17 protein-coding genes are annotated in these 25,219 nt (G+C 63.8%); 7 read left to right on the top strand and 10 right to left on the bottom strand.

Annotation, left to right across the window (positions count from 1 at the left end):
* Positions 1–3: 3 nt before the first annotated feature.
* The 6 genes from C163_RS10620 to C163_RS10595 form a co-directional block, all read right to left on the bottom strand.
* Positions 4–798: an enoyl-CoA hydratase/isomerase family protein gene (locus C163_RS10620; RefSeq protein ID WP_025338742.1), complete on the bottom strand. Its 795-nt coding sequence runs from the start codon at positions 796–798 to the stop codon at positions 4–6.
* 356 nt (positions 799–1,154) lie between these two features.
* Positions 1,155–2,561: an amino acid permease gene (locus C163_RS10615; protein ID WP_025338741.1), complete on the bottom strand. Its 1,407-nt coding sequence runs from the start codon at positions 2,559–2,561 to the stop codon at positions 1,155–1,157.
* Positions 2,562–2,778: 217 nt separating this feature from the next.
* Positions 2,779–5,031: a hybrid sensor histidine kinase/response regulator gene (locus tag C163_RS10610; protein WP_025338740.1), complete on the bottom strand. Its 2,253-nt coding sequence runs from the start codon at positions 5,029–5,031 to the stop codon at positions 2,779–2,781.
* Entirely contained in the window at positions 5,028–5,804 is a 777-nt protein-coding gene (locus C163_RS10605) for an ABC transporter substrate-binding protein (protein WP_025338739.1), read from the bottom strand. The genes C163_RS10610 and C163_RS10605 overlap by 4 nt, the downstream gene beginning before the upstream one ends.
* The gene (locus tag C163_RS10600) at positions 5,801–6,517 is read right to left on the bottom strand and encodes a response regulator (protein WP_012271826.1); all 717 of its coding nucleotides are present in this window, start codon (positions 6,515–6,517) and stop codon (positions 5,801–5,803) included. Before C163_RS10600 ends, C163_RS10605 begins: the two co-directional genes overlap by 4 nt.
* A 75-nt stretch (positions 6,518–6,592) precedes the next feature.
* The gene (locus tag C163_RS10595; protein WP_015270774.1) at positions 6,593–7,237 is read right to left on the bottom strand and encodes a TetR family transcriptional regulator C-terminal domain-containing protein; all 645 of its coding nucleotides are present in this window, start codon (positions 7,235–7,237) and stop codon (positions 6,593–6,595) included.
* 102 nt (positions 7,238–7,339) lie between these two features.
* Between C163_RS10595 and C163_RS10590 the strand changes: the two genes are divergently transcribed.
* Entirely contained in the window at positions 7,340–8,086 is a 747-nt protein-coding gene (locus C163_RS10590) for an enoyl-CoA hydratase (protein WP_025338738.1), read from the top strand.
* 624 nt (positions 8,087–8,710) lie between these two features.
* Here C163_RS10590 and C163_RS10585 read toward each other — a convergent pair.
* Genes C163_RS10585 through C163_RS10575 form a run of 3 tightly spaced genes read right to left on the bottom strand, consistent with a single transcriptional unit; the run spans position 8,711 to position 12,883 of the window.
* Positions 8,711–9,766: a lipocalin-like domain-containing protein gene (locus tag C163_RS10585; RefSeq protein ID WP_025338737.1), complete on the bottom strand. Its 1,056-nt coding sequence runs from the start codon at positions 9,764–9,766 to the stop codon at positions 8,711–8,713.
* Entirely contained in the window at positions 9,756–12,218 is a 2,463-nt protein-coding gene (locus tag C163_RS10580) for an ABC transporter permease (protein WP_025338736.1), read from the bottom strand. Before C163_RS10580 ends, C163_RS10585 begins: the two co-directional genes overlap by 11 nt.
* Positions 12,215–12,883, bottom strand: a complete 669-nt coding sequence (locus C163_RS10575) for an ABC transporter ATP-binding protein (protein ID WP_025338735.1) — start codon at positions 12,881–12,883, stop codon at positions 12,215–12,217. Before C163_RS10575 ends, C163_RS10580 begins: the two co-directional genes overlap by 4 nt.
* A gap of 343 nt (positions 12,884–13,226) precedes the next feature.
* Between C163_RS10575 and tssG the strand changes: the two genes are divergently transcribed.
* The 3 genes from tssG to tssJ are packed head-to-tail and all read left to right on the top strand — an operon-like array spanning position 13,227 to position 15,582.
* Entirely contained in the window at positions 13,227–14,237 is a 1,011-nt protein-coding gene (gene tssG / locus C163_RS10570) for a type VI secretion system baseplate subunit TssG (protein ID WP_025338734.1), read from the top strand.
* Positions 14,234–14,803, top strand: a complete 570-nt coding sequence (locus C163_RS10565; protein WP_025338733.1) for an FHA domain-containing protein — start codon at positions 14,234–14,236, stop codon at positions 14,801–14,803. Before tssG ends, C163_RS10565 begins: the two co-directional genes overlap by 4 nt.
* A complete protein-coding gene (gene tssJ, locus C163_RS10560; protein WP_025338732.1) occupies positions 14,800–15,582 on the top strand; it encodes a type VI secretion system lipoprotein TssJ in 783 nt (260 codons plus the stop codon). The genes C163_RS10565 and tssJ overlap by 4 nt, the downstream gene beginning before the upstream one ends.
* A 118-nt stretch (positions 15,583–15,700) precedes the next feature.
* On the opposite strand, the gene tssM is transcribed toward tssJ, so the two are convergent.
* A complete protein-coding gene (tssM, locus tag C163_RS10555; RefSeq protein WP_025338731.1) occupies positions 15,701–19,363 on the bottom strand; it encodes a type VI secretion system membrane subunit TssM in 3,663 nt (1,220 codons plus the stop codon).
* A 292-nt stretch (positions 19,364–19,655) separates the two neighbouring features.
* Between tssM and tssF the strand changes: the two genes are divergently transcribed.
* From tssF to C163_RS10540, 3 genes are all read left to right on the top strand, one after another.
* Positions 19,656–21,419 carry a type VI secretion system baseplate subunit TssF gene (gene tssF / locus C163_RS10550; protein ID WP_025338730.1) on the top strand — a complete coding sequence of 588 codons (1,764 nt, stop codon included), beginning with the start codon at positions 19,656–19,658 and terminating at the stop codon, positions 21,417–21,419.
* A gap of 15 nt (positions 21,420–21,434) precedes the next feature.
* The gene (gene icmH, locus C163_RS10545; protein ID WP_025338729.1) at positions 21,435–22,238 is read left to right on the top strand and encodes a type IVB secretion system protein IcmH/DotU; all 804 of its coding nucleotides are present in this window, start codon (positions 21,435–21,437) and stop codon (positions 22,236–22,238) included.
* Positions 22,239–22,480: 242 nt separating this feature from the next.
* Positions 22,481–25,216, top strand: coding sequence for a type VI secretion system Vgr family protein (locus tag C163_RS10540; protein ID WP_025338728.1), 2,736 nt, complete (start codon positions 22,481–22,483; stop codon positions 25,214–25,216).
* The last annotated feature ends 3 nt before the right edge of the window (positions 25,217–25,219 follow it).

The raw sequence follows: 25,219 nt of genomic DNA, 5'->3' as shown, positions 1-25,219 counted from the left end.
GGGTTACTGGCCGGTGAAACGGGGGGCGCGGCGCTCCACCGAGGCTTGCAGCGCCTCGGCACCGTCCTGGCTGCGGCCGCACAGCAGGCCGGCCTGGCGCTCGGCTTCCAGCTGCTCGGCCAAGGTGCGCCGGGCGCCATCGCGGATCAGCCGCTTGGTCTGCGCGTAGGCGAAGGTAGGGCCGTTGGCCAGGCGCCCGGCCAGCTCGGCGGCCACGGCGGGCAGTTGCTCGTCGGCACAGACTTCGCTGACCAGCCCGGCCACCAGGGCACGTTCGGCACCCCACAGCTCATCGAGGAACAACAGGCGCTTGGCCTGCTCGCTGCCGATCAGCCGTGGCAGGTGCCAGCTGGCACCAGCATCGGGGCTGTAGCCCATGCTGGTGTAGCCGGCCTTGAAGCGCGCCGAGGCCGCGGCGATGCGCAGGTCGCAGCACAGGCTGAGGTCCATGCCACCGCCCACGGCAGTGCCGTTGATGGCAGCGATGGTGGGCTTGTCGAGGCTGTGCAGGCGCAACATCAGGGCGTGGGCGGTTTCGGTCCAGCCGTAGCTTTCCAGGGTGCCCTGGGCCTCGGCCGCGGCCCATTCGGCCAGGTCGGCTCCGGCGCAGAAGCTGCGCCCGCTGCCGGTCAGCACCACCACGCGCACGGCCGGGTCGCTGTTGCAGGTTTCCAGCAGGGCGTGCAGTTGCTTGAGGGTGGGGATGTCCAGCGCGTTGCGCTGCTCGGGGCGGTTGAGGGTGATCCAGGCAACGCCGGCTTCGACCTTGCTCAACAGTGACGACGACGGGGTGGTCATGGGGGGCCTCGGTGTTGTTGTGATGGTTTGAGAGGGCTTGATGAGGGAGATACTAAACGAGTGTTCAACAAGGCGGCAATTGGGCGGGGATTGGGCTGTAACAACACTTGGAAACGATATATGTCGTTGTTTTTATTAGTTTTATTTGTTGTCTCAAGGTTGAGATAGGAGGTGGTTGTTACAACTTTGTACAACTGACGGATTGCTGGGGGCGCTTTGCGCCCCTTTCGCGACACAAGGCCGCTCCTACAAGAGATCGCGCCAGGCCGGGCCTGAGCGCGATTCCCCTGTAGGAGCGGCCTTGTGTCGCGATGGGCCGCAAAGCGGCCCCGGCAATCTTCAGCCCAACACCCGAATCAAACCCCTGGCACGCTCGGCTCGAAGGCCCCCTGCCGGCGGCGGTTGACGAAGAAGTACGCCGCGTAGCACAGGGCAATGAAGCCAAAGCCCCAGTACAACGACGGCCGCTGGGTTTCATCCAGCGCCAGGAACACGAACAGCGAGCTGCACAGGGTGATGCACAGCAGCGGCACCAGCGGGTACAGCGGCGCCTTGTACTTCAGGTCCTGCAGCTGCCCACCGTCACGCAGGTAGACCTTGCGGAAGCGGTACTGCGCCAGGGCGATGACGATCCAGGTCACGGTGCCGGACATGCCACTCACCGCCATCAACACCATGAACAGGGTGTCGGCGGCAATGAAACTGGTCATCAGCGAGATCAGCGCAAAGCACAGGGTGATGCTCAGCGCCCGCAACGGCACGCCACGCTTGCTCAGCGGCGACAGGCTTTTCGGCGCCATGCCGCTCTTCGACATGGCCCAGAGGATGCGCGTGGAGGCATACAGCCCGGAGTTGCCCACCGAGAGGATGGCGGTGAGGATGACGAAGTTCATCAGGTCGGCGGCAAAGGGAATGCCGACCATGTCGAACACCTGCACGAACGGGCTTTCCATCAGCCCGGCCTGCTCGAACGGCACGATGGCCGAGAGCACGGCAATCGCCAGCACGTAGAAGATCAGCACGCGGAACACCACGTTGCGCACGGCCCGTGGGATGCTCTTTTCCGGGTGCTCGGTCTCGCCGGCCGCCACCCCCATGATTTCACAGCCCTGGAAGGCATAGACCACGGTCATCATCACCGCGAACACCGCCGACAGGCCATGGGGGAACAGCGACTCGCCCATCAGGTTGTCCAGCATCGGTGCCGGCGCCCCGCTGCTCAGCGGGATGGCGCCGAAGATCACCAGCAAACCGATGATGATGAAGCCGAGGATGGTCGCCACCTTGATCCCCGAGAACCAGTACTCCGCCTCGCCGAAGGCACGGGTGGCCAGGGCGTTGAGGCCGAACAGCACGACCACGAACAGCGCCGACCAATACCAGATCGGCACCTCCGGGAACCAGCGGGTCATCAGCATGCCGGCGGCGGTGAACTCCAGGCCCACAGTGGTGGCCCAGCTCATCCAGTACACCCAGCCGATCATGAAGCCGGTGGCCGGGCCGATGAACTTGGTGGCGTGGGCTTGGAACGAACCGGACACCGGCATCTGCACCGACAGCTCGCCCAGGCAGACCATCACCAGGTACATCAGCAAACCCGCGACCAGGTAGGCCAGGATCGCACCGACCGGGCCGCCCTGGTTGATGGTCACGCCCGAGCCCATGAACAGCCCGGTGCCGATCACCCCGCCCAGCGACAGCATGAAGATGTGCCGGCTTTTCAGCGCGCGGGTGAGCTGGATCTTTTCGCGGTTGTCAGTCATGGCGCACCTCGCCTTTGCGGCTGGTGCCAGGCCGCGCGGGGGTGCCGCGCGGTGTGGTAGGAAGGAGGGGCTGAGCGCTACGGCATGTCATTATTCTTGTCTCCAATAAGCCTCATGGACCGCGTGCAACACGGTTGCCATGGATTATTGGAAACGGATGTAAGGTGCCGTTGTACGAACGGATCGAAGATGTAAAAAGTCGTAAGTTTTTTGTACGTCAGCTCTGGATCAGCTGTTCCAGGGTGGCGCGGGCCTGGGCAAGCTCGGTGGCCAGCGGCGCACCGAGCGCTTTCAACGCCTGTTCGTCATGCTGCCGGGCAGCGTCCTCAAGGCGTCGCAACAGCGCGGCCAGGCCAGAAAAACCCAGGGAGTCGCAACTGCCGGCCAGGCGGTGGGCCAGGTGCAGCACTTCGGTAAAGTCCTGGGCCGGCAGCGCCTCGGCCAATGCGGTGGCGTGCTGCTCCAGCGACTGGCGCAGCACCTTCAACAGGCCTTGCAGCTTCTGTTCACCCAGCAGCGAGCGGTGGGTGTCCAGCAATGACCAGTCCATTCTCGCGTCGACGCCCACCACTTCAGCGGGCGCCGCTTCGGCCAGCGCCTGGCGCAGGTTGTCCAGCCGCAGGGGCTTGGCCAGCACTCCCTGCATGCCGGCATCCAGGTACCCTGGCACTTGCCCCGGTTGCACGCCAGCCGTCAGTGCCAGGATCCGGCTGTGGCGGTTCGGCCCGGGGGTGGCACGCAGTTGCCGGCACAGTTCCACCCCGCTCATGCCGGGCAGGTGCACGTCGAGCAGGATCAGGTCGAAGCGCCGCTGTGCGCAGGCCTGCAGGGCTTGCCCGGCGTCCTCGGCAAAGCTCACCCGGTGGCCATCGCGCAGCAGCAACCCACCGGCCACCTCGCGGTTCAATGCCACATCCTCGACTACCAGGATATCCAGGCTGGCCAGGGGCGAAGGGGCTGGTGAACTGGCCTGCACTGGCTGCCCGCGGGCCATGTCGAGTTCGAACCAGAAGCGACTGCCCTGCCCCTGCACGCTGTCCAGGCCAATGCAGCCCCCCAGCTTTTCCACCAGGTGCTTGCAGATCGCCAGGCCCAGGCCGGTGCCGCCGTAGCGCCGGGCCACCGCCTCGCTGGCCTGGACGAAGCGGTCGAAGACCCTGGCCTGCACAGCCGGCTCGATGCCGATGCCATTGTCGCTGACCGACACCCGCACGCGCTGCGATCCCTGGTCACTGGCCAGTACCTGCACCGCAAGCTGCACCTGGCCGTGTTCGGTGAACTTGATGGCGTTGGCCAGCAGGTTGCTGAGCACCTGGCGCAGGTACTGTTCGGCACCGTGCTGGCACTCGGCCAATTGCTCGTCGATGTCCAGCTGCAGGGCGTCGCCATTGTCCCGGGCCATGGGTTCGAGCAGCGCCAGCACTTCCTGGCACAACTGGCGTAGCGAAAAACCGACCAGCTCGGCGCGGCTCTCGCCCTCCTCGAGGCGGGCAAAATACAGCACCTCGTTGAGAATCGCCAGCAGCCCCTCGCCGGCCTTGTACAAGGCCTCGACGCGCTGGCGGTCGGCCGCCTCCAGCCGGCTTCCGCGCAGCAGCTCGGCCATGCCGAGAATGCCGTTGAGCGGTGTGCGCAGCTCATGACTCATGGTCGCCAGGAAGCGTGACTTGGCCAGGTTGGCGGCTTCGGCCTCGTCCTTGGCCCGGGCCAGGCTGGCGGTGCGCCGCTCGACCATGGCCTGCAGTTCGTCGCGCTTGTCCTGCAGCGCCAGGCGGTCACGCTCGCGGCGCTCGATGTCACTGAGGATGGCGCGGCGCATGTCATCCAGGGCATTGGCCACAGTGTCGATCTCGTCCGGGCGCGTCGAGGTGCGGCGCCCCAGGCGCAACGGTTCCTGCCACTGGCCGGCGCCAATACGCCGGGCGAACTCGGCCATCACTTGCAGGTGGCGGGTGACCAGGCGGTAGAACAGCCCCGACAGCGCCACCGCCAGGCCACACAGGAACACGCCCATCCACAGCAGGCTGGCAAGGCCAGTGGCATACAGCCGCCTGTGCACCGCGCCCAGGTCGATGCTCACTTCCAGCTCGCCCAGGTGCCTGGCCGGCCCCGAGGGCGGCTGGTAATCGAGGGGGAAGCGTTCGATGCGCAGCGGCCCCTTGGGCTCGGCGGCGCCGCGCAGCAGCTGGAAATCGTCGCTGACCAGGCGCACCCGGGCGACATCGGAAAAATCCACCAGGCCGCGCAGTTGTGTGTCCAGCTGTGCCTCGTCCAGGTCCCACAGGCTGCGCTCCAGGCTGGCCAGGTAACCGGCGCGGATCAACGCCATGCGCGCCTCGATATCGCGCATCTCGCGGCGGTACTCGAAATACAGCTGCACCGAGCTGGCCAGCACGGTGAAGCACAGGCTGAACAGCAGGATGAACAGCAGCAGGCGGCGCAGCAAGCCATCGGTGCGCAGGCGGATCATCGGGAGTCCGCCGGCAGGTTGACCATGTCGCGGTAGGTCACTTCGCTTTGCTCCAGCCAGCGCTCGATCTCGCCGGCCTGGTTCATGCGCAGCAACTGCGCGTCGATTTCGTCCATATGCTGGCTCAAGGGCGATTGCCGTGATATCGCAACGCGCAGGTAGTCCACGCTCAGGGCCGTGGGCAATACGCGGATGTCCTGCGCCCCGGGCAGGTTTTCGATGAACAGCTGGCCGGTGCGCCGCTCCTGGATCACGTAGTCGATGCGCCCACGGATCAGCTTTCCGAAGTTCTGCTGGCTGGACGACACCCGTTCGATGTTCTGGTGGCGGGCGACAAAGCGGTCGAAATCGGCGCCGTAGCTTTCGCCGTACAGCAGGCCGCCGCGGTAGCTGGCCAGGTCCTCCAGGCGCTGGAACTGCACTGGCCGCAGGCGGTTGTAGAACACCGCCACTTCCTCACGCACTACCGGCACCGTGGAAAAGCGCATGCGTTGGTCACGCTGGTCGCTGTTGTAGGCCAGCACCACGTCCACCCGCCCGGCGGCGGCGTCCATCAGGCAGCGCTTCCAGTTGCCCAGCACCACGGTCTGCACTTCGTAGCCCATGCGCGCGAACAGCTCTCGCACCACGGTGGGGGCCAGGCCACGCACCTGGTGGCCGTCACTCCAGGAAATCGGCGGGTACACCGGGTAGTCGCAATAGCGCACCGGCTGCTTTGCACTGGCTTGCACGGCGAACAATGCCAAGGCCAGCACCCAGGCGCTGCGGGTCATGCCGCCACGCTGGCGGTGAACAGGTAGCCGGTGCCGTGAATGGTGATGATCAGCTGGGGCTCGGCCGGGTCGTCGTGCAGCTTGCGCCGCAGGCGGCCGACCAGCACGTCGATGGAGCGGTCGTTGGGCACCCACTCGCGGTTGCGGATCTGGTCCATCAACTGGTCGCGGCTGAGGGTGTGGCCGCTGTTGCGCAGGAACACGCTGAGCAACTGGAACTCGCCATGGGTCAGCAGGGTTTGCCCGCCACGGGCGTCGATCAGGCGCCGGCGGTCGGTGTCCAGTGCCCAGTCGGCGAACTGCTTCAGCGATTGCGCGCAGGCCGGCGCCGGGTGCACCTCGCGGGCATGGCGCACGCGGCGGATCAGGTTCTTGGCGCGGGATACCAGTTCGCGGGGGTTGAGCGGCTTGATCACGTAGTCGTCGGCGCCGCATTCCAGGCCGACGATACGGTCGATGTCGTCGTTGCGGCCGGTGATGAGGATGATGCCGACCTCCGAGCGTACCCGCAGCTCGCGGGTCAGGGTGAGGCCGTCCTTGCCGGGCAGCCGGATGTCCAGCAGCACCAGGTCGACATCCTGGCTGCCGAGCAGGGCTTCGGCCTTTTCCGCGGTGTCGGCGCAGTGCACGTCATAGCCTTCCTGGGACAGATAGGCCTGCAGCAAGTCACGAATAAGCGGATCGTCATCGACGATCAATACCCGAGGCGTCATTGCGTGTCGTCTCTTTTTTTTATTGGTTTGTTCTACACACTCGCGACAGCAGCCTACTCGTTACTGAACAGGCGATCAACAGCCCTCCGGCAGGCTGAAGCGACGCCGGCCACCGGCCTGCAGGCCATCGACCCAGGCCTCGCAGATCAGCACGCCCTGCTCGGGGGTGAAGGTACCGGGGTTGAGCCCCGACTCCAGCCACAGGCCATCGAGCAAGGCGCTCAGGCTGATGGCCGCGAGGTCGGCATCGAAGCCCTGCCAGCCCTCCTCCCCGGCCAGCGTGGCCAGCAGCCCGCTCAGTTCATTGCGGTATTCGCCATAGGAATGGTCATGCACCTGGTTGATCGCATCGGCGGTCTTCACCGCGCCCCAGAACGCCAGCCAGGCGTCGAGCAATTGCGGGTCGAGCAGCTCGGCGCAGAACGAGGCGCGGAAGAACGCCGACAACCGCTCGCGGGCATTGGGCGCGGCCTGGGCCATGGCCTCGCGCAGCAGGCCCATCACCCGGCCGGTGACCGCCATGTAGGCTTCGGCCACCAGCTCATCCTTGCCGGCGTAGTGATGGCTGATCAACCCGACCGAGACCCCGGCCTCGGCCGAAATCTTGCGGATCGACGCGCCCTGGAAGCCATGGCGCTTGAGGCATACCAGGGTCGCCTCGACCAGGTTGGCTTTGCGCAATTCCGGCAGCATGCGATGGTAGCGGGCTTCCTGGTTCATCGGCGGCTCTCGGGCTAGGGGCTGGACTGAACGACTGTACAACAAGCCGGACTGCGTGATAAACCCTTGGCACCCATGCCCACAACAACAAAAGCGGCTGCCATGAACGACCTGATCACACGTGACCTGGACCAGGGCCTGCTGACCCTGGCCTTCAACCGCCCCGACAAGCTCAACGCCTTGAACACCGCCATGTACCAACAGCTGGGCGACCTGCTGCTGGCGGCAGGTGAAGACCCTGATGTCGAAGCCATCATCATCACCGGTGGGCCGCTCTGCTTCAGCGCCGGCAATGACTTGCGCGACTTCCTCGACAACCCGCCCGCCGACCTGGACAGCCCGGTGTTCCGCCTGATGCGGGTGGTGATGGGCCTGGACAAACCGCTGATTGCCGCGGTCAGTGGTGCGGCGATCGGTATTGGTGCCACCTTGCTGTTGCATTGCGACCAGGTGCTGGTCAGCCGTACGACCAAGCTGCGCATCCCTTTCGCGCCGTTGGGCGTGTGCCCGGAGTTTGGTTCCAGCCTGCTGCTGCCGCGCTTGCTTGGCCATGCCCGGGCGGCTCGCCTGCTGCTGGCAAACGAGTTGCTTGATGGCGAACGGATGGTGGCCTGGGGGCTGGCCAATGAACTGCATGAAGACGGTGAGCAGTGCCTTGCAGCTGCCCGGCGCCTGGCGCGGCAGTTGCAAGGCTACCCGCAGGCGGCGCTGCGCATCAGCAAGCGGCTGCTCAAGGACGGCCAACGGGCCGAGCTTGAGGTGACAGTAATGCGGGAAAGCCGGTTGTTCATTGAGTGCTTGCGCACTGAAGAAGCACGAGCGGTGTTGCGAGGGTTGATCAAAGATTGAAAACCTGGGGCCGCGTTGCGGCCCATCGCCGGCAAGCCCACCCCACCTCGACTGCATCGGCCTCAAGCCTTGTGCAGTACCTGTGGGAGCAACTGTCTTGTTCAAATTCCAAAAGTTGGCGCGATTCCTTGTAGGAGCGGCCTTGTGTCGCGAAAGGGGTGCGAAGCGCCCCCAGGATCTTCGCATCACCACAACATTGCCGGGGCCGCTTTGCGCCCCTTTCGCGACACAAGGCCGCTCCTACACGAGATATGAGCAAGCAAATGCTAAATGTCGGCCAGCAGGCAATGTTGCGGGGCTAATCAAGAATTGAACAGGCTGACACGGTCCCTTGTAGGAGCGGCCTTGTGTCGCGAAAGGGGTGCGAAGCGCCCCCAGGATCTTCGCATCACCACAACATTGCCGGGGCCGCTTTGCCGCCCTTTCGCGACACGAGGCCGCTCCTACACGGGACCGCGTCATGCCCGATATATGAACAAGCCGGCCAGCAGACAGTGCCATGCACCGTGCTGGGCTCTTCGCGGGCACGCCCGCTCCCACAGGTAATATGACACGCTCTCGAACATAGCTCCCTGTGCAACAGCGCAGCCCAAAGGGCTGGGCTCATGGCCGGGATATGAGGTGCTAATAGCCGGTCATCTCCAGATACCCTCGCCCACCCGCACTCCCGGTCAAGCGCACTGGCCCCTCCCAATACGGGAACCGCGTCTCCATCCAGGCCTGCGACTCCACAGCCTCGACCTGCACATCCACGCCATGCCCCGGCACCTGCACCCGCCATCGCGTCGGCACCTGCTTGCCGTTCTTCTGCCGGGCCCAGGCCAGCGCCTGCAGCTGGATCTGCGCACCCTGCAGTGCCACTACCTCACCCTGCGGGCCGACCCAGGTCCCGGCGCGATACGCCTCCCCCTGCACCTCGCGCACCTGGAACAGCATCAGCCTGGCGCCACTATCCAAGTGCAGGGAAAACCAGTCCCACCCCGTCTGCCCGGCAGCCAGCGGCTGGCTGCTCCATTCCCGGTCCAGCCAGGCCTGGCCGGTGACTGCAATGCACTGGCCGTCACGCTGCACTTCCCCACTCACTCGATAGAACGGCTGACTGTAATAGTACGAAGCCTGCCCCTTGCCGGACTTCTCGCTGTAGCCCTGGTCCCCGTGCAGCACCAAGGGCCGATCGCTGTGCAGTTGCAGGTCATAGCGAAAGCCGTCACCACCGGCGACCATTTGCAGATGCTCGATGCCACTGCTGCCCTGCAACGACCAGTCATTGATCCACGCCCGGAACGGCTGGGCTTGCACGCCAGCCTGGCCGATACCCCCGCGCGCCAAGGTTTCGCCAGACTGATGACCACCGGGACCGGTCAACGCCGCGTGCCCCATCCACAGGTTCGGGCTGTTCCAGCCGGCAGTCTCGGGGCCTGGGCGCAGGGCCGAGCGAAACAGCGTCCACTGCGCGCCCCAGTCCCGCCCCTGGAGGTCCTGAAGGTTGGCGGTGACATACCACCATTCGATGCGGAAGCCATCATGTGCCCCGTGGTCACGCGGAAATTCCAGGCGATGGCCGCGGCTTACCTGGCTGAACTCGCCCGCCTGCTGCCCGAGCCCGGCATAGCTTTGCTCGGCCGGCTGATCACAGCCGCCCAGCAACCCACACAGCAACAGCCAGGCGCTACGTTTCATCGGCAAACGGCCTCAACAGTTCACGCGGCTGGCGACGCGCCAGCTGCCACAGTGGCCAGGCACTGGCCAACAGGCTGGTAAGCATGCCCAGCACGGCCAGGTGCAGCAGTTGCGCAGGGAACACGTAGAGCGGCAAACGCCAGCCGAATGCCTGCACGTTCACCACCGCGACCAGGCACCAGGCCAGCAGGATGCCCAGCGGAATCGCCAGCAGCACGGTAAGGCTGCTCAGCAACAGTGTCTGCCCAAGGCTCAGCCACACCAGGTGCGTGCGCCGCACACCCAGTGCCCACAGCGGCGCCAACTGGCCCAGGCGGGTCTGGCCCAGGGTCAGCAGGTTGATGAACAGCGCCACGCCTGCCACGCCAAGGGTGAGGCTGTTGAGCGCGGCGGTGGCGGCGAAGGTGCGGTTGAACACGTCGGTCGACCAACGTTTGAGCCGCGTCTGCTCGACCACGCGGCTGTCGTCCAGGGCGAAGCGCTGTTGCAGTTCGGCCTCGAGTGCCGACACCTGATCGCCCACCAGATCGACACTCAACCCGGTCAGGGTTGCCTGTGGCCAGTGCCCGCGCAGCCAGCCGGCATTGACCAGCATATGTCCTTTGGGGTTGCCGTAATCGGCATAGATGCCCACAACGCTCAGGGCTGGCGAAGTGTCTGCGGGCAGCCTCAGGCGATCACCCAGCTGCAGCTTCAGTCGCCTGGCCAGCTGTTCACTGAGCATCACGGCCTGCCCGGCGGCCAGTTGTTGCCAGGCCTGCTTTTGCTGCGCCAGCAATGGCCAGCGTGTGCGATAGACAGGATGATCGACGATGCCCTGGACCTGCACCGGCCAGCCCTGCAGCTGTGTTTCCACACGCCAGCCGGGCAATACCACCTCCACCGAAGGTTGCTGCCCGAGCCACTCGGCTATCTGCAAGCCCTGGGCGGTGTCCCTCGGGGTGACATACAGGTCGGCGGACAGGCGCAGGTCAAGCCAGCCGACAAAGGTCTTGCGAAAGCCCTCGGTCATGCTGCCCACCCCGACACTGGCCGCCAGCGCCAGCAACAGTGCCATCAACGCCAGGCTCAGGGCCGGCAATTGCTGGCGGCTGTCGGCGACGAACCATTGCGACAAGGGCCGTCGACAATGGCGCGCCAGCCAGGCCAGCACCCGGTCGAGCAAGGCCGGCAGCAGCAGCGCCGCCGCCAGCAGCAAGCCTGCCAGCAGGCCGAACGCGCTGGGCAGGCTGTCGCCCAGCACGCCACAGCCCAGGGCCAGCAAAAGCAACAGGCCGGCCACCATGGCCTGGCGCCGCAACCAAGGCCCCTGGGCCAACCGCCAAGCCTGAGGTTGCGCCAGCGCCAGCAACGGCAAGCGCGCCGCATGCAGTACACTGCCCAAACCCGCCAGCAGCGCCCCCAGCACGCTCACCAGCACGCCCATCAGCCACCACCCGGCGGGCAGGCTCAGCGCCCCGGCGACCTGGGCGCCATACAGGCCGCGCAAGCTGGCGGCCACATCGGGCAGCAACCACGCGGCCAGCCCGTAACCACTGGCCACGCCGGCCAGGCCGCCCAGCACCGCGAACAGCCCCAGCTCCAGCACCAAGGCGCACAGCAAGGTTTGCAGGCTGATGCCACAGGCGCGCAGGTTGCGAATCAGGCCGCGCCGCTGTTCCAGTGCCAAACCGATTGCGGCATGGGCAATGAACAGGCCGACGACGAACGCCAGCAGGCCAAGGGCGGTCAGGTTGAGGTGGAAGCTGTCGGTCAGCCGCTGCAAGCCGCCATCGTCCTGCCGGGGTTGCAGCTCAAGGTAAGGCGCGATATCCGCCGGCAACGGCCCCGGCGTGGCAGCCACCAGCAAGCGCGACAACTGCCCGGGTGCATGCAGCAACGCCTGGGCGTGGCCGATATCGACCACGATCACCCCTGGGGCCAGCGCTGGCTGTAGAACCAACGGCGGCAGCAGCTGCCCTTCGCTGTCGCGTGCTGAGGCCCCGGGGCCGGCATGCAGCTGGCGCAAGGTGTCCGGCCCGACCCAGGCTTGCCCGGGCATGCCGACAAAGGCCTGCAGATCGAACGCCCCGGGCTGCACACCGGCGATGCTGCTGGCCGGCGGCAGGCTCAACGGCTCGATGCCGATCAATCGCACGCTGCGCGCCGGCTCACCCGCAAAGCGCAAGCGCCCTTCCAGTACCGGCGTCACCGCCCAGCCCAGCCTGCGCAACTGCACGTACAGTGCCTGGTCGAAGCGCTCGCCACGGCGCGGCACCAGTTGCGCCTGCAACGGCCCGGCCAGCACCGCGCTGGCCCGGGCATAGTCGCTGCGTGCCTGGCTGTTCAGCGCCTGCACGCCGGTCCACAGCGCCGTGGCCAGCCACAGGCCGGTGAAGATGCTGAAAAACTGCACGCGATGGCGCCGCCAGTGGCTGAGCAGCGCCAGCAGGGCCAGCGATAGAAGCCTCATCCGCCCTGCTCGGGCCGCACGCGGCCGGCCTGCAGGTAACAACGCTGCTGCAAGCGCGCCGCCAGCCGCGGGCTGTGGGTCACCATCAGCACCCCACTGCCAGCCTCGGCGACCAGTTGCAACAGCAGGCTCAACACCTCATCGCTGCTGGTTTCATCGAGGCTGCCGGTGGGTTCGTCGGCCAGCAACCAGGCCGGGCGCCCGGCCAGGGCGCGGCCGATGGCAACCCGCTGTTGCTGGCCGCCAGACAATTGCTCCGGGTAACGCGCCAGCAAATCCGCCAAACCCAGGCGCTGCGCCAGGTAGGTCAGCCAATCGGGATCATGCCGACCGGCCAGCCGGGCCTGGAACGCAAGATTGGCCCCCACGTCCAGGCTGCTGATCAGGTTGTACTGCTGGAACACCAGGCCGATGCCTTCCCGCCGCCACAACGCCAGCGACGCCTCGGAACGGCTGTCGAGCGGGATGTCGTCGATCAGGATACGGCCACTGTCGGCACGGTCCAGGCCGGCCACCAGGTGCAGCAAGGTACTCTTGCCGCTGCCCGACTCGCCCATCAGCGCCAGGCTGCTGCCGCGCGCCAGGCGTAGGTCGACGCCCTGCAGCACGGGGAGCGGGCCCTGGGGGGTGGGGAATGATTTGTGCAGTTGCTCGATGACCAGCATCGACGGGCCTTGGTGGGTTCAGGGGTCTTTTTAGGAATAGCAGGTTCATCGCGGCGTGAACGAACACTCGTCGTTTTCCTCGATAAAGCAATTTCCGGCTCTATTCGAAAAGCGGCTTCCAACTTCAACCCTCGATGAACTTATTAATTCCACGCCCCTGAAAGCCTTACCAAAAAGTCAACATAAACAGCCCCGCACCAATAAAAAAAGACACTTCCTACAGAAATTTCTTTTTATTGGTCGATATCCACTTTCAGACGAGAAAACAATGACCTGAATCAGAAACCATCGACTACGATCAGCATTCACTTCGCATCCGTTAGTTACGGCAAGAGACTCAACCATGGAAAAACCAGTAGTTCTGCACGCCGCTGGCCAGGTCGATATCGCTTTGGAAAGCGCCCACCAGTACGCCTATTTCCAGCTACTGGAATTGCTGTATCACCTACACGACGACGATCTGGAACAACGCCCACTTGCTCGAGAGACGAGACGCCGATTACGGCTGGAAGTGTCGCCCAGCCTGTCTTTCCCTGTTGCCGACGTGTTGCGCGCCGATCGCTTGAAGGACGACCGCTACCGCATCCAGGCAAGTTTTCTGGGCCTGCATGGCACAGACTCGCCACTGCCCACTTACTACCTTGACGAAATCGCCTACGAAAACGCACACGGCATCGGTTTACGCCCGGCTTTCCTCAATTTCTTCAACCATCGCCTTCATACCCTGCTCCATCAAGCGTGGCGCAAGTACCGCTACTACGTGCGCTTTCAACCGGGCGCGAAGGACGGTTTCTCCCGCTATGTCTTCGCCCTGATCGGCCTGGACGACTCAGCACTACGCGGCGCTACGCCGCTACCCTGGAGCCGCTTGCTCAGTTTCGTGGGAATGATCGCCAGCCGCAGCCGCTCCCCCGGCATGGTAGCCGGCATGATCGCGCATTGCTTCGACCTCCAGCAGGTTGCCATCCGCGAATTCGAAAAGCGCACCGTGTCGATTCCCACTTCCCAACGCAACTGCCTGGGGGCCAGAAACTACCAACTCGGCAACAACTTCCTGGTTGGCGACAGCATCGAGTCACGCAGCAGCAAGTTCACCATTGTGATCGCAGGCCTGAATCAGCAGCAGTTCCGCGAATTCCTGCCCAGCGGTGACAACTACCAGAGGCTGGCGCGGCTGGTGGATTTTCTGCTCCGTGATGTCGGGGCCTATGACCTGGAGTTACGCATGTGCGCCGAGCAAGCCCCACCCTTCAGCCTACGGGCCGAGCAAGGCACCCACCTCGGTTGGACAAGCTTCATCGCCAACCGCAATGACCCCACACCTCCCCCTGTTCGCATCACGGTACGCACATGAGTACAAATGTTCTCTCCCCCAGCGTCACGCTCACCGTCCTCAATCCGGAAAAACTCTTGCACGGCAGCGAACCGCGGCATCGCTTCGATCGGGCTGGCGGCTCCATCGGCAGTCAAGGTGCTTGGCGCCTGCATGATCGGGGCGTTCGCATCCTGCCGGTGCACTGCGAAATCGGCTGGCATGAAGGCCATTTCTGCATCATTGACCACAGCGGCAAGAGTTTCATGAATGGCAGTGACACCCAGTTGCTTTCGGGTACGCCTGTCCGCCTCAGGCACAACGACAGACTGCAGATGGGTGACTATCAGATTGCCATACACCTGGGCGAGGACGAGGAAGAGCCGCAGCCGCATACCCGCAGGGACCCACTCTCAGAGCTGGGGGTTGATCAGCTGATGTGCCCGCTGCAGGTACTTGGCGTACCGATTACGGATATCGCCGGATTTTTCCAGGCCTCAATGCCTGGGCCTGTGGATGAGCTTGATCCGTTGGCCTATCTGGACAGGGCCGCGCAAGCCCGGGTTGACCCGGCCATAGTCGAAATCTTCGGCAAGGAGGTGCAATGAACAAGCCTGTAGGTTTGCTACTGGCCTGCCTGGCGATCAGTGGCTGTACTTCGATCAGCAAGATCTACCAGGTGGCGATGGATCCGGCTCTGCCTGTCGGTGGCCCCAACAATGACATCAGCCACCTGGCGCTGAGCCTCTACGCCGCAGACCCGCCTGCGCCTGTCAGCCTCGAACCGACAGATTCAGGCGAACAAATACCGCTGCATGGCCACCCGGAACAGCTGGCGGCTAACCTCAGCGCCACAAGTCCTGTCGAGCTGACTGACAAGCTGAGCTCACTGGCAGAGCAGCTGCACCGCAACTACCCCGCTTCTGTCGAGGGCGAGCAAGCCATCGTCGGGCCGAAGGCGCCTGCGCCATTGGCCAGTTACGCAACGCCCCAAACTGCTTTGCCTGAGGAACTCGACCTGCAACCACAACACCAGGCCCCGTCATCCATCGTTTTCAAGGTACTTCAGCTCCGGGACGATTCGTTGTTGCTGGATGCCACTTATGAGCAAGTCGAAGAAGACCTGGATAAAGCGCTGGGCACCACGCTGATCAGCGTCGATGACTACCGTCTGACCCCTGGCCAGTTCAAGTTCATCGAACACGAAGAAATCAACGAGCGCACCCGCTACATCGCCGTCGTTGCTCGCCTGGGCGATAACCCCGAGGGCCGCTGGAAAGATGCAGTACGCATCCAGGCACGCGGTTACAACCATACCGTACACGTTCACTTCGAGAACAACGCCGTTGAACTCAGGCAAGACAGTGAATACCGCCGTGACAAATGATCCGTCCAATAAAAAAATGAGCATCCTGTGAAGGCCGGACCAGGCACCGGAACAAACAGACAACGAATCCCGACCCAGGCCACTGGTATCGGGATGCTTGGGTGGCCTGCGCCGTGCCCTATCGCCCGGCCACTTCGCTGGCCGTGCCGTCACGCAACAACCGCTGCGGCAGGGCGAACCCTGCAAAGAGCTGGCGGGTGAAGGGGTTGTTTGCGCCCGTGGTGTGAACCTTGTAGCGCGCCGTATCGCCGGCAATCATGAAACCGAGATCGATACTGGTGGATGTACGGGCATTCAGCCCACCGCGGCTGAGCAGGCGGTAGAGCGACCAGGGGCCGTGATAGCCCAGGCTGACAGTGGTACCCGCAACCTGCACGAGGGTGACACGGCTATGCCCACTCTCCCCGGCAGGGCCCGGCCAGGTCATGCCGATCGGCTCCTTGCCCCGGTCCGCAAACGCATGCAGCTGCCCATCCAGGTCGAAGACGCTGCCACGCAAGCCACCGCTGATCGCCAGAGGCTCCAGGCCAAAGCTCACGCTCAGCTCCCCGCGATTGTCGAAAAACGCGTTGCGTATGGCTTCAGCCTGCTTGAGCTGCACCATGACTTCGGGGCGGACCAGGTAACCTTCATCCGCACGGGAGTACAGCGCATCGAGGTTGTCTTCGAGAAACACCGCAAGGTACTGGTCCTGGAAGCGCTTGAGCTGGCCTTGCGGGCCAAAGAAGGCTTCAAAATCCTTGAGCGACACATCCGGCCCGGCCGGGTCGATGGGATAGCGTGAGGCCAGTCGCTCCTGGTAGACGCTGTAAACCTCGGCATCCCAACGCTGCTCCAGCTCCCGTAACGCCATGACCATCAGCACCTGCGAAGTCTGCTCCGCCAGCTGGCGAACATGCCGATTGAGGGGTTCCGGCAGGCCCGTGGCAATGCGCTGAAGGTTGCGAATGGGGTCGGGCGCCGTTTCCGAAAAACGGCTCAACACTAGCGCCAGGGCGGCCTTGCCCCGGTCAGGGCTGTCCTGCACCGCCTTCAGGTAGTCGTGTACAGCGCTGATCGCCTGGAGTGTTTCGTCATGGTAGGACGGTTTGTCACCACGCACGTCGAGCATCCCCGAAAGCCCCGCGAAAGACCGATAGATGCCCATGGCCTGCATGCGAACCTGCGGATCGGCTTTCGGTTCCTTCTCGCTGTCCGCGGCCTGCGGATAGATCAGCGTATTGCTGCGCACGGTTTCCAGCAGCCGGCGTATCGGCGCTGCCGGGCCGCTGACTTGTTCCAGAACACCCAAGGCATGCGCAAGATCGCTGAATTCGGCAACCGAAAACTGGTTCAGCACACGCCGCCAACTGTCGATGTAGTCGGCGCTGTACAGGGCTCGCAGGCGCTCCGCCAGGGCCTGGCGGTCCATGTCGGAGTAGTCGAGGCTACGCCGCTCCCCTAGCACCCACTGGTCGACCAGGGCGAGGTCGGCCGCGTTCTGGCTATGCTGGTCGAAATAGTCGCGAAAGCCCGTCGCCGTCAGTAAAGGTGGCAGGGACAAATTGGCGTCGACGGCCGCTTGGTGATCGCGTGCGGCCAGTGGCCTGTAGACGATATCGAACGCGGGGCCGATCTCGTTGCGCAAATCCAGCTCACCGTGCAATTGCTCCCGAGCCTGCTGCCTCAAGCCGATGTAGACACGCTCGGCCAGCGGCAGCTTGCGCAACTGCTGCTGCGCTTGGGCAACGACTTTCCGATACTCCGGCAGCTCGACATCTGCGTAGGCCAAAGCGTACCTGAGGTGGCGCATCAGCGCGGCCTGCAGCTGGCCCTGGCCCGGATACGCCCTTTGCCACTCGCGAGCCATCCATTGCTCGACCATCTCTGCCCGACGATTACCGCGATCCTCGATCATGCGATACACGCGCAATGCCGCCAACTGCGCGTCGCTACCGGGGGCAGCTTGCTTTACAGACGCTGCCACGCCGCCCGCAATCACCGGTAGAAAACGCTGAGCCAGGGCATTCAGGTACGCTTGGTCCACTTGCGGGCCAATGGCTTTGCCCTGGTACAGCCCCATATCCGTGAACACGCTCCAACCAGAGCGATAATCGCCGTACAGGCTCACGGCATCACGGATCTCATTCAACGGCAGCAGCAGGCTGCGCCCGGTCAAATCATCCTTGGCGTCCGTGCTGGTGTTGCTGAACGCAAGGCTTTTCTCCAGCACCTGCTCCGCCTTGTCACGGTTGACGCTGTAGAAGTACGCCCAACCACCGGCCATGGCCAACCCGCACACACTCGCCGCCACGGCGCCGCCCTTCAACAGGCGGCCCTTGCGCCGGGCGACCTTGCGGTTGTCGCCCGCCAGGCCGGCCTCGGGGTAGACCACGCGTTGCAACAGCCGCTGCGCGAAATACACCACGGAGGTGCCTTGCGGCTTGGTCGACAACGCCGGGGTAGCGAAGGCAAAGGCGCGGGCAGAAGCATCCGCGAGCAGGTTGCGCACTTCGCCTCGCTGGTAGACCGAGGAAAAGTACAGGCCACGCACCAGGGGTGGGGTGCTGTAGCGGTCACTGACCAGTACATCAGCGAGGAAATTCAGCAACATCTCCTGCGCCCCGCTCAGTTCCCGAAGCAGCGAGCAGGCGCTCTTGCCCGTGGTGCCAGGTGCGCCCACGGTAGCGCTCATCAGTTGCCTGCCGAGGCGCCCCAGGAAGCCCTGATAGGCTCCCTCCAGCTCCTGCAGCCAGGCATCGAAGTCCTTTACCGAACCCAACGTGAAGGTAAAGCCCTGCACCTCTTCCCGCTCACGGGCCGGGAGCGCGGCGAACAGTTCCTCGAAACCGTCCAGCAAGTCGAACTTGCTCATCACCACGTACAGCGGCAAGCGCGTACCTAACTCACCGCCCAGCTCCGTCAGGCGCGCGCGCAGCATCAAGGCCAGGTCACGTCGCGCCTTCGCCGATCGCCCGAACAGGTTGACCATATCCACCAGCAAGACCACGCCATTGAGTGGCCGTCGGCTGCGGTTCTGGGCAAGCCAGCCAATCATGTGCCGCCACAGGCGTCGCTCGACGCCCGCCGGCAGGCCTGTGGGCTCGGCCGGTGCTCTCGCCGTCAGTGCAGCCTCCTGCACTGCTGGCAGCGTGTTGTTATCGCCCCCCTCCTCATTGATGGGCTTGACCACACGCGCCGGGCGCTCAGGCTGGCTGATGAACTCGCCCGGCGGATCGATCAGCACCGCGTCGTCACCTACCCACCAGTCGATGCCAAAAGCCAGGTCCGGATCCGTCCTGGCCCGCTGGGTGGCGCCATCGGTGCGGGCGAGTGCAAAACGCTGATCCGAACGGCTGACGAAGCTCGACTTGCCCGCATTCTGTTCGCCAAGGATGAGGTACCACGGCACATCGTAACGGTGCCCGCGGCCACCTTGGCTGTCGCGCAAGCGGGCCAGGCTGCTGTCGAGGGAGCGCTGCTGGGCCTGCAGATACACCAGGCACGGGTCTTCCACCTCGCGCCGCTGCCGTTGCTGTTCGCGTACGATCGAGCGGTTGCGCCGATGCACCCACGCGCTCCATGCCAGCAATGGCAGCATCACCAGCAGCACGGTTGCCGCAATCCGCACCGGCAGGTCAACCAACGGTTGCTGCTCACGCCACCGCCATTCAGGCCCCAACCACCATAGCCAGACCACTGCGGCAGCAACGCCGAGCAGTACCACACCAACAACTACCGGCATTGCCTGACGCTGCACCAGCAATACACCGCGCAGCAGACTGTCCTTGTTCACTTTCATAGCGGCAAACCTTACCGACTGCATTTCCGAATGATTTAAGGCACCTCACAGTGCACACTGGCAAAAACAGTAGCAGCATTGAAAAACACTATTCAATGATATCAAGCAAGAAATACCAGCTAACACTTTTCTTGCAGACGCCGGTGACTTTCCTGAATTATGAAATAAAAAGCACTTGCTTCAGGAAAGTTAACAACCCAGCAACTTGTGGGAACTTTCCTACAAATAAGCCATGCGCACTTTTCATCAACCCTGGCACATGCCACCAGATAGAGCGTCCAACGCGATAAACATGAAGTTCAAAGACTGGTTCATGCAGGAGCAGCAGACCCTAAGGGAATTGGGTGACGACTTTGTCGAGGACGACCCGCGTCTGGCGCCTGTCCTTGGTCGCACCGCCTCGGACCCGGCCAGCGAGTACCTGATGGAACACTTCGCCTTCCTGACCGCTCGCCTGGTCATGAAGATCGAAGACCATCTGCCCGAGCTGACCCACCCGTTGCTGCAGCTGCTCTACCCCAATTTTCTGCGCCCGCTGCCGAGCATGACACTGATGCAGTTCCAGCCTGTCGACCACGCGCTGAGCGAGACCCAGGTGCTGCCCAAGGGCACCCCTGTGTTCTCCCGAGCCGTTGACGGCGTGAGCTGCGAGTTCCGCACCTGCGCGGACCTGGCTATCGCGCCGCTGGAAATTCGCAGCATCACCACGCAACCCAGTGCCGAAGCACCGGTAGTGCGCATCGACCTGGGCGCCTTGTCCGAGCAGCCGCTGCGGCAGATGAAGTGCGACCAGCTGCGGTTTCATCTGGCTGGCAGTAAACGCAATGCACTCACCCTCTACCAGTGGCTGGCGCAGCACCTGAACAAGCTTGATCTGCATATCGGCCAGCACCGCTTTGCGCTCCCCCCCTCAGTGGCCTTCGTCGGTTTCGAGGCAAATGAAGCGCTGCTGCCCAGCCCCGGCGAGCAGATGGATGGCTACCGCATCCTGCACGAATTCTTCTGCTTCCCGGAGCGCTTTCATGGGTTTCGCATCGACGGGCTAGGCAGCTACTGGCCTGACGAGGCCGCCGTTCATATCCAGCTGGAGTTCGGTTTCAGTGCGCCCCTCCCGCCCGACATACAGATCGACCAGACAACGATCCTGCTCAACTGCATCCCTGCCATCAACCTGTTCAGTTGTACGGCAGAGCCCATCCCGTTGAATGGGCAGGCACTGTGTGAAAGCGTGCGAATGGGGCGCCAGGGCGGCAAGAAAGGTGAAATTTTCAGCATTGATCGGGTCAGCAGCCAACGCCAGAAATCCAGCGATCATGTACAGGATTTCAAACCCTTCGAGGCCCTGGACCGCGACTTCCCGTTGGCCGAGCCGACGCCCGCCCGCTACTACAAGCTGGACATCGAGCAGGAACCCGTCAATGACAAGGTGCAACACAGAATTAGCCTGGTGCATCACAACCTTGCGCCCTACCTTGGCCTGCACGAAGAACTGAACATCGACCTTACCTGCAGCAACGGGCCCCTTGCGCAGCAGCTCAGGGTTGGCGAAGTCGATGTGACCACCCAGGACACCCCCTCGTTCGTCACCTATCGCAACCTCACCCGCCCCACCCGCAGCTACCCGCCGATGCTGCAGAGCGGTGGCCAAGGTGAGCGCCACTGGGCGCTGGTCTCCAACCTTGCGCTGAACAACCTGTCGCTGTCTTCTCCTGCAACCCTTGCCGCGGTACTGCGGGTTTACGACTTTGTCGCCGCCCATGACCTGCAGCAGGAGCGCAATACCACCCAGCGCCTCGACGCCATCAGACAGGTGGACAACGAGCCCTGCGATTGGCTGGTCAAGGGCGTGCCGGTTCGGGGCATGCGCACCACCCTGCACATCGACCCTGCCGGCTTCGAATGCGAGGGTGAGGTGCAGCTGTTTGGCAACGTGCTTTCCCACTTCATGACGTTGTACGCCAACAGCAACTCATTCCATCAACTGCAGATCATCAACACCGCCAACGCAACCCGCCAGCTATGGCCCGCCCGGACCGGGCGGCAGCCGGTGATGTGACCAGGAGGTCCGCTCATGAACAACGCGCCCGAGAAAGACTTCGAGAACACCCGGGTAGACGCCCGCGCCGCTCCCCCACTCAGCGAACTGTTCCCTCATGTCGACGCGCTGGGGTTCGACACCCGCTCGAACACCACATTCCCCCTCTTCGACATCGCCTCTCCCCTGTTCGGCCTGGTCATCCGCCTGGAAGGCACCGAACACTATGACCACGTCGAGCAGTTGCATGCCCACGTCAAGAACATGATCCACGGCATGGTCGAGCAGGTACGCCAGCTTGAACACTGTGACGAAGGCGACCGCGTGGTGTTTTCCTACTGCTTGTGTTGCGTGGTCGATGAAGCCGTCATGACCACCTCCTGGGGGCGCGACTCGTCCTGGAAAGCCCAGTCCTTGCTCAGCGCCATCCATCAGGAAACCTGGGGCGGCGAGAAATTCTTCAGCGTGCTCGAACGCTTGCTGGACGCCCCCGAACAGCGCTACGACCTGTTTGTGTTCCTGTTCTGGTGCCTGGCACTGGGCTACCGCGGCAAGTACGCCAACCAGACCAATGGCGATGAGCAACTGGCCGCCTGGCTCAAGCGGGTCCATGACCGGATCGTTGAACTGCATGGCCCCGAAGCCGAATCGCAACCCCTGACCGACCCGCTGGCCAATGTCGCGCCCCGGCATTACCGCATGAACCGCCAGCTGCCCTGGTGGACGCCCTGGGCCGTGATGGGCGTGTTCTGCACAGGCCTGTATTTCTACTTCGCCACCAAACTTGACGGCATTACCCAGCAAGTACTGGCATCACTGCAGGCGATGCTGCAGCCATGAATTCGACAACATAGAACTGACATGACGCAACAGTCACTGTGCCGATGGGCGCAACAAGTAAAACTTTGCCCGAAACAAGATAGATCCTGCATTTAGCGAAACTTCCTACAAATTTTTAGGAAGCAACTTTCACGACCAGGAACGGATTCCTCATTACGGTCGTGAGCACAACTAATGCCTGGCGTCCTATGACGCGTCCGGTTTCATGAACCTGCCCGATGGGACGAACCGCAGGAGTACGCATGAGCAACCTGAATGATGTGCGCTTTACCTTCAGTACCCCAGCCGACGAAGCCATTCAGTTTGATGTCGTGTCATTCGAGCTGACCGAAGGCGTCAGCCAGTTGTATCGCCTGGAAGTCGAACTGGTGAGTTTCGCCGACGATGCCGACTTCGCCACTCTGCTCGACCACCCCGCGCTGCTGACCATCTGGCAGCAGGAGCAACCGGTGCGTCACGTGCATGGCCTGATCAGCAGCTTCGAACAGGGCAAGACCGGCCACCGCCGCACCCGCTACCGCGCCATTGTCGAACCGCAGCTGGCCCGCGCCGGCCTGCAGTCGGACTGGCGCATCTTCCAGCACCGCCCCGTGCCGCAGTTGCTCGAGGAGCTGTTCCGCGAGCGCCGGTGGGGAGCGCTGACCCAGTACCTGGTCAACCCGCACCAGACGCGTGAGTTCTGCGTACAGGCCGGTGATCTGGACCTGGAGTTCTTCTGGCGGCTATCGGCAGAAGAAGGCCTGATCTCGATCTTCGAGCACAGCCAAGGCAGCCATGGCGTGGTCCAGGCGGACCAGATCAGCCAGTTCGGCAGCCTGGAAGGCGACCCGGTGTTGTACGTGGCCAACCGGGGTGGCACGGCGCGCCAGCCCTGCCTGCATGACTTCCGCTATCGCGAGCAGGTACGCACCAGTATCCAGGTCCAGCGCGACTACACCTTCACCCACCCGCGCTACAACCTGGAACACACCCTGTACCCCAGGGACATGGGCAACCAGGGCAACGAGTACGAGCGCTACGACTACCCCGGCCGCTACAAGCACGACAACGCCGGCAAGCCGTTTACCCAGACCCGTATCAACGCCTTGTTCGGCGATGCCCGGGTGGCCCAGGTCAAAGGCGACGATGCGCGCCTGCAGCCGGGTATTGCCTTCCAGCTGGCCGGCCATGCCCGCGAGGACCTGAACATCCTCTGGCGGCCGATGCAGATCACGCACAAGGGGCAGCAGTTCACAGCGCTGGAAGAGGATGCTGCCGAAGCCGAAGTCGGCACGTCCTACACCCTCACCGCCACCTTGATTCCAGCCCGGGTCGAATGGCATGCACCTGCTTGCCCCAAGCCCGTGATCGACGGCCCGCAGATGGCCAAGGTGGTCGGCCCGCCCGGCGAGGAAATCTACTGCGACGAGCACGGCCGCGTGCGCGTGCAGTTCCCCTGGGACCGCCTGGGCCAGGACGACGACAAGAGCTCGTGCTGGGTGCGGGTGACCCAGGCCTGGGCCGGTGCCACCTGGGGCCATATGGCCATACCCCGCATTGGCCAGGAAGTGGTGGTCAGTTTCCTCGACGGCGACCCTGACCAACCGATGATCACCGGGCGTAGCTACCACATCGTCAACCGCCCGCCGTATCGCCTGCCCGAGTTCAAGGCGTTGAGCCCGATCCGCAGCAAGGAGCACCACGGCAAGCGGCACAACGAACTACGCCTGGACGACACCACCGGGCAGATCAGCGCGGCGCTGATGAGTGACCACGACCACACCGCGCTGCACCTGGGTTACCTGACCCATCCGCGTCACTTCGGTGGCCAGCCCCGTGGGCAAGGTTTCGAGCTGCGCACCGATACCCACGGGGTGATCCGCGCAGGCGGCGGCCTGCTGCTGACCACCGAGCTGCGCGCCCGCGCCGTCCAGCACCACACCGACCTGGCCGAAACCGCCGAACGCCTGCAGACCGCACAGCAGTACCACACCACTTTCGCCAGGGTCGCCCGCGACCACCTGGCCCAGGAAGGTGGCGATCAGGATGAGGTCGGTGAAGCGCTCAAGGCACAGCACGATGCCATCTGCGGCTACGGCGGCAACCCTGAAGCCAACCGGTTTCCGGAACTGGCCGACCCGCAGCTGGTGCTCGCCAGCCCGACCGGCATTGCGACCACCACCCCGGAATCCACCCACATCGCCAGCGGCGAACATCTGGGCCTGAGCACGGGTGGCCACACCAGCCTGGCCATCGGCAAGCGCCTGCTGATCAGTGCCAGCCGAGGGGTACGCCAGTTCGTCCAGAGCATGGGCTGGCGACTGGTCGCGGCCACCGGCGACATCGACCTGAAGGCGCTCAAGGACAACATCAACCTGCTGGCCAAGCTCAAGGTCAGCGTCACCGCCGAACGCATCACCCTCAGCGCCAAGGAAGAACTGGTCATCCAGGGGGGCGGCAGCAGTACCACCTACACCGCAGGGGGAATCCTGCATGCCACCGCTGGCCAGTACACCGCGCACGCGACTGACTTCATCTACAAAGGTGCACAAAGCCAGACGGCCACGTTCCCGGACGCGCCCAAAACGGACAAAGGCAACCTCGACCTATTCCGCAACTACGCCAACAACCGCCCCTTGAAAGGCTCCGGGTACCAGGTAGAGGACGCGCTGGGCCAGATGCTCAAAGGCACGCTGGACGAACAAGGGTTTGCGGCGGTAGCAGCTGTAAGCCCGGGCCCCACAGCCGTTGATTTCGAGAAAGACCCAGCCGACCCATGGGTAGCCGGCAGCTACTTCGGCAACCTGAGAAAGGACTTTTCAGGCCCGGCTGCAGCGCTGACGCTACCTTCCGCCCTGCAGGGCACCGAAAACCTCGCGAAGCATGCGGCACAAGCGTTCAAGGCCCCGCTCGACGCCATCGCCCCCTCGGCACCTCCCCCTTCCCGGCTCGGCACTGCCAGTGCCTTGGCTACCTCACTCATCCGGGAAGGGAATTGAAAC

Source organism: Pseudomonas sp. FGI182, assembly GCF_000511325.1.
Classification (GTDB): domain Bacteria; phylum Pseudomonadota; class Gammaproteobacteria; order Pseudomonadales; family Pseudomonadaceae; genus Aquipseudomonas; species Aquipseudomonas putida_Z.
This window is presented reverse-complemented; position numbering and strand designations above follow the sequence as displayed.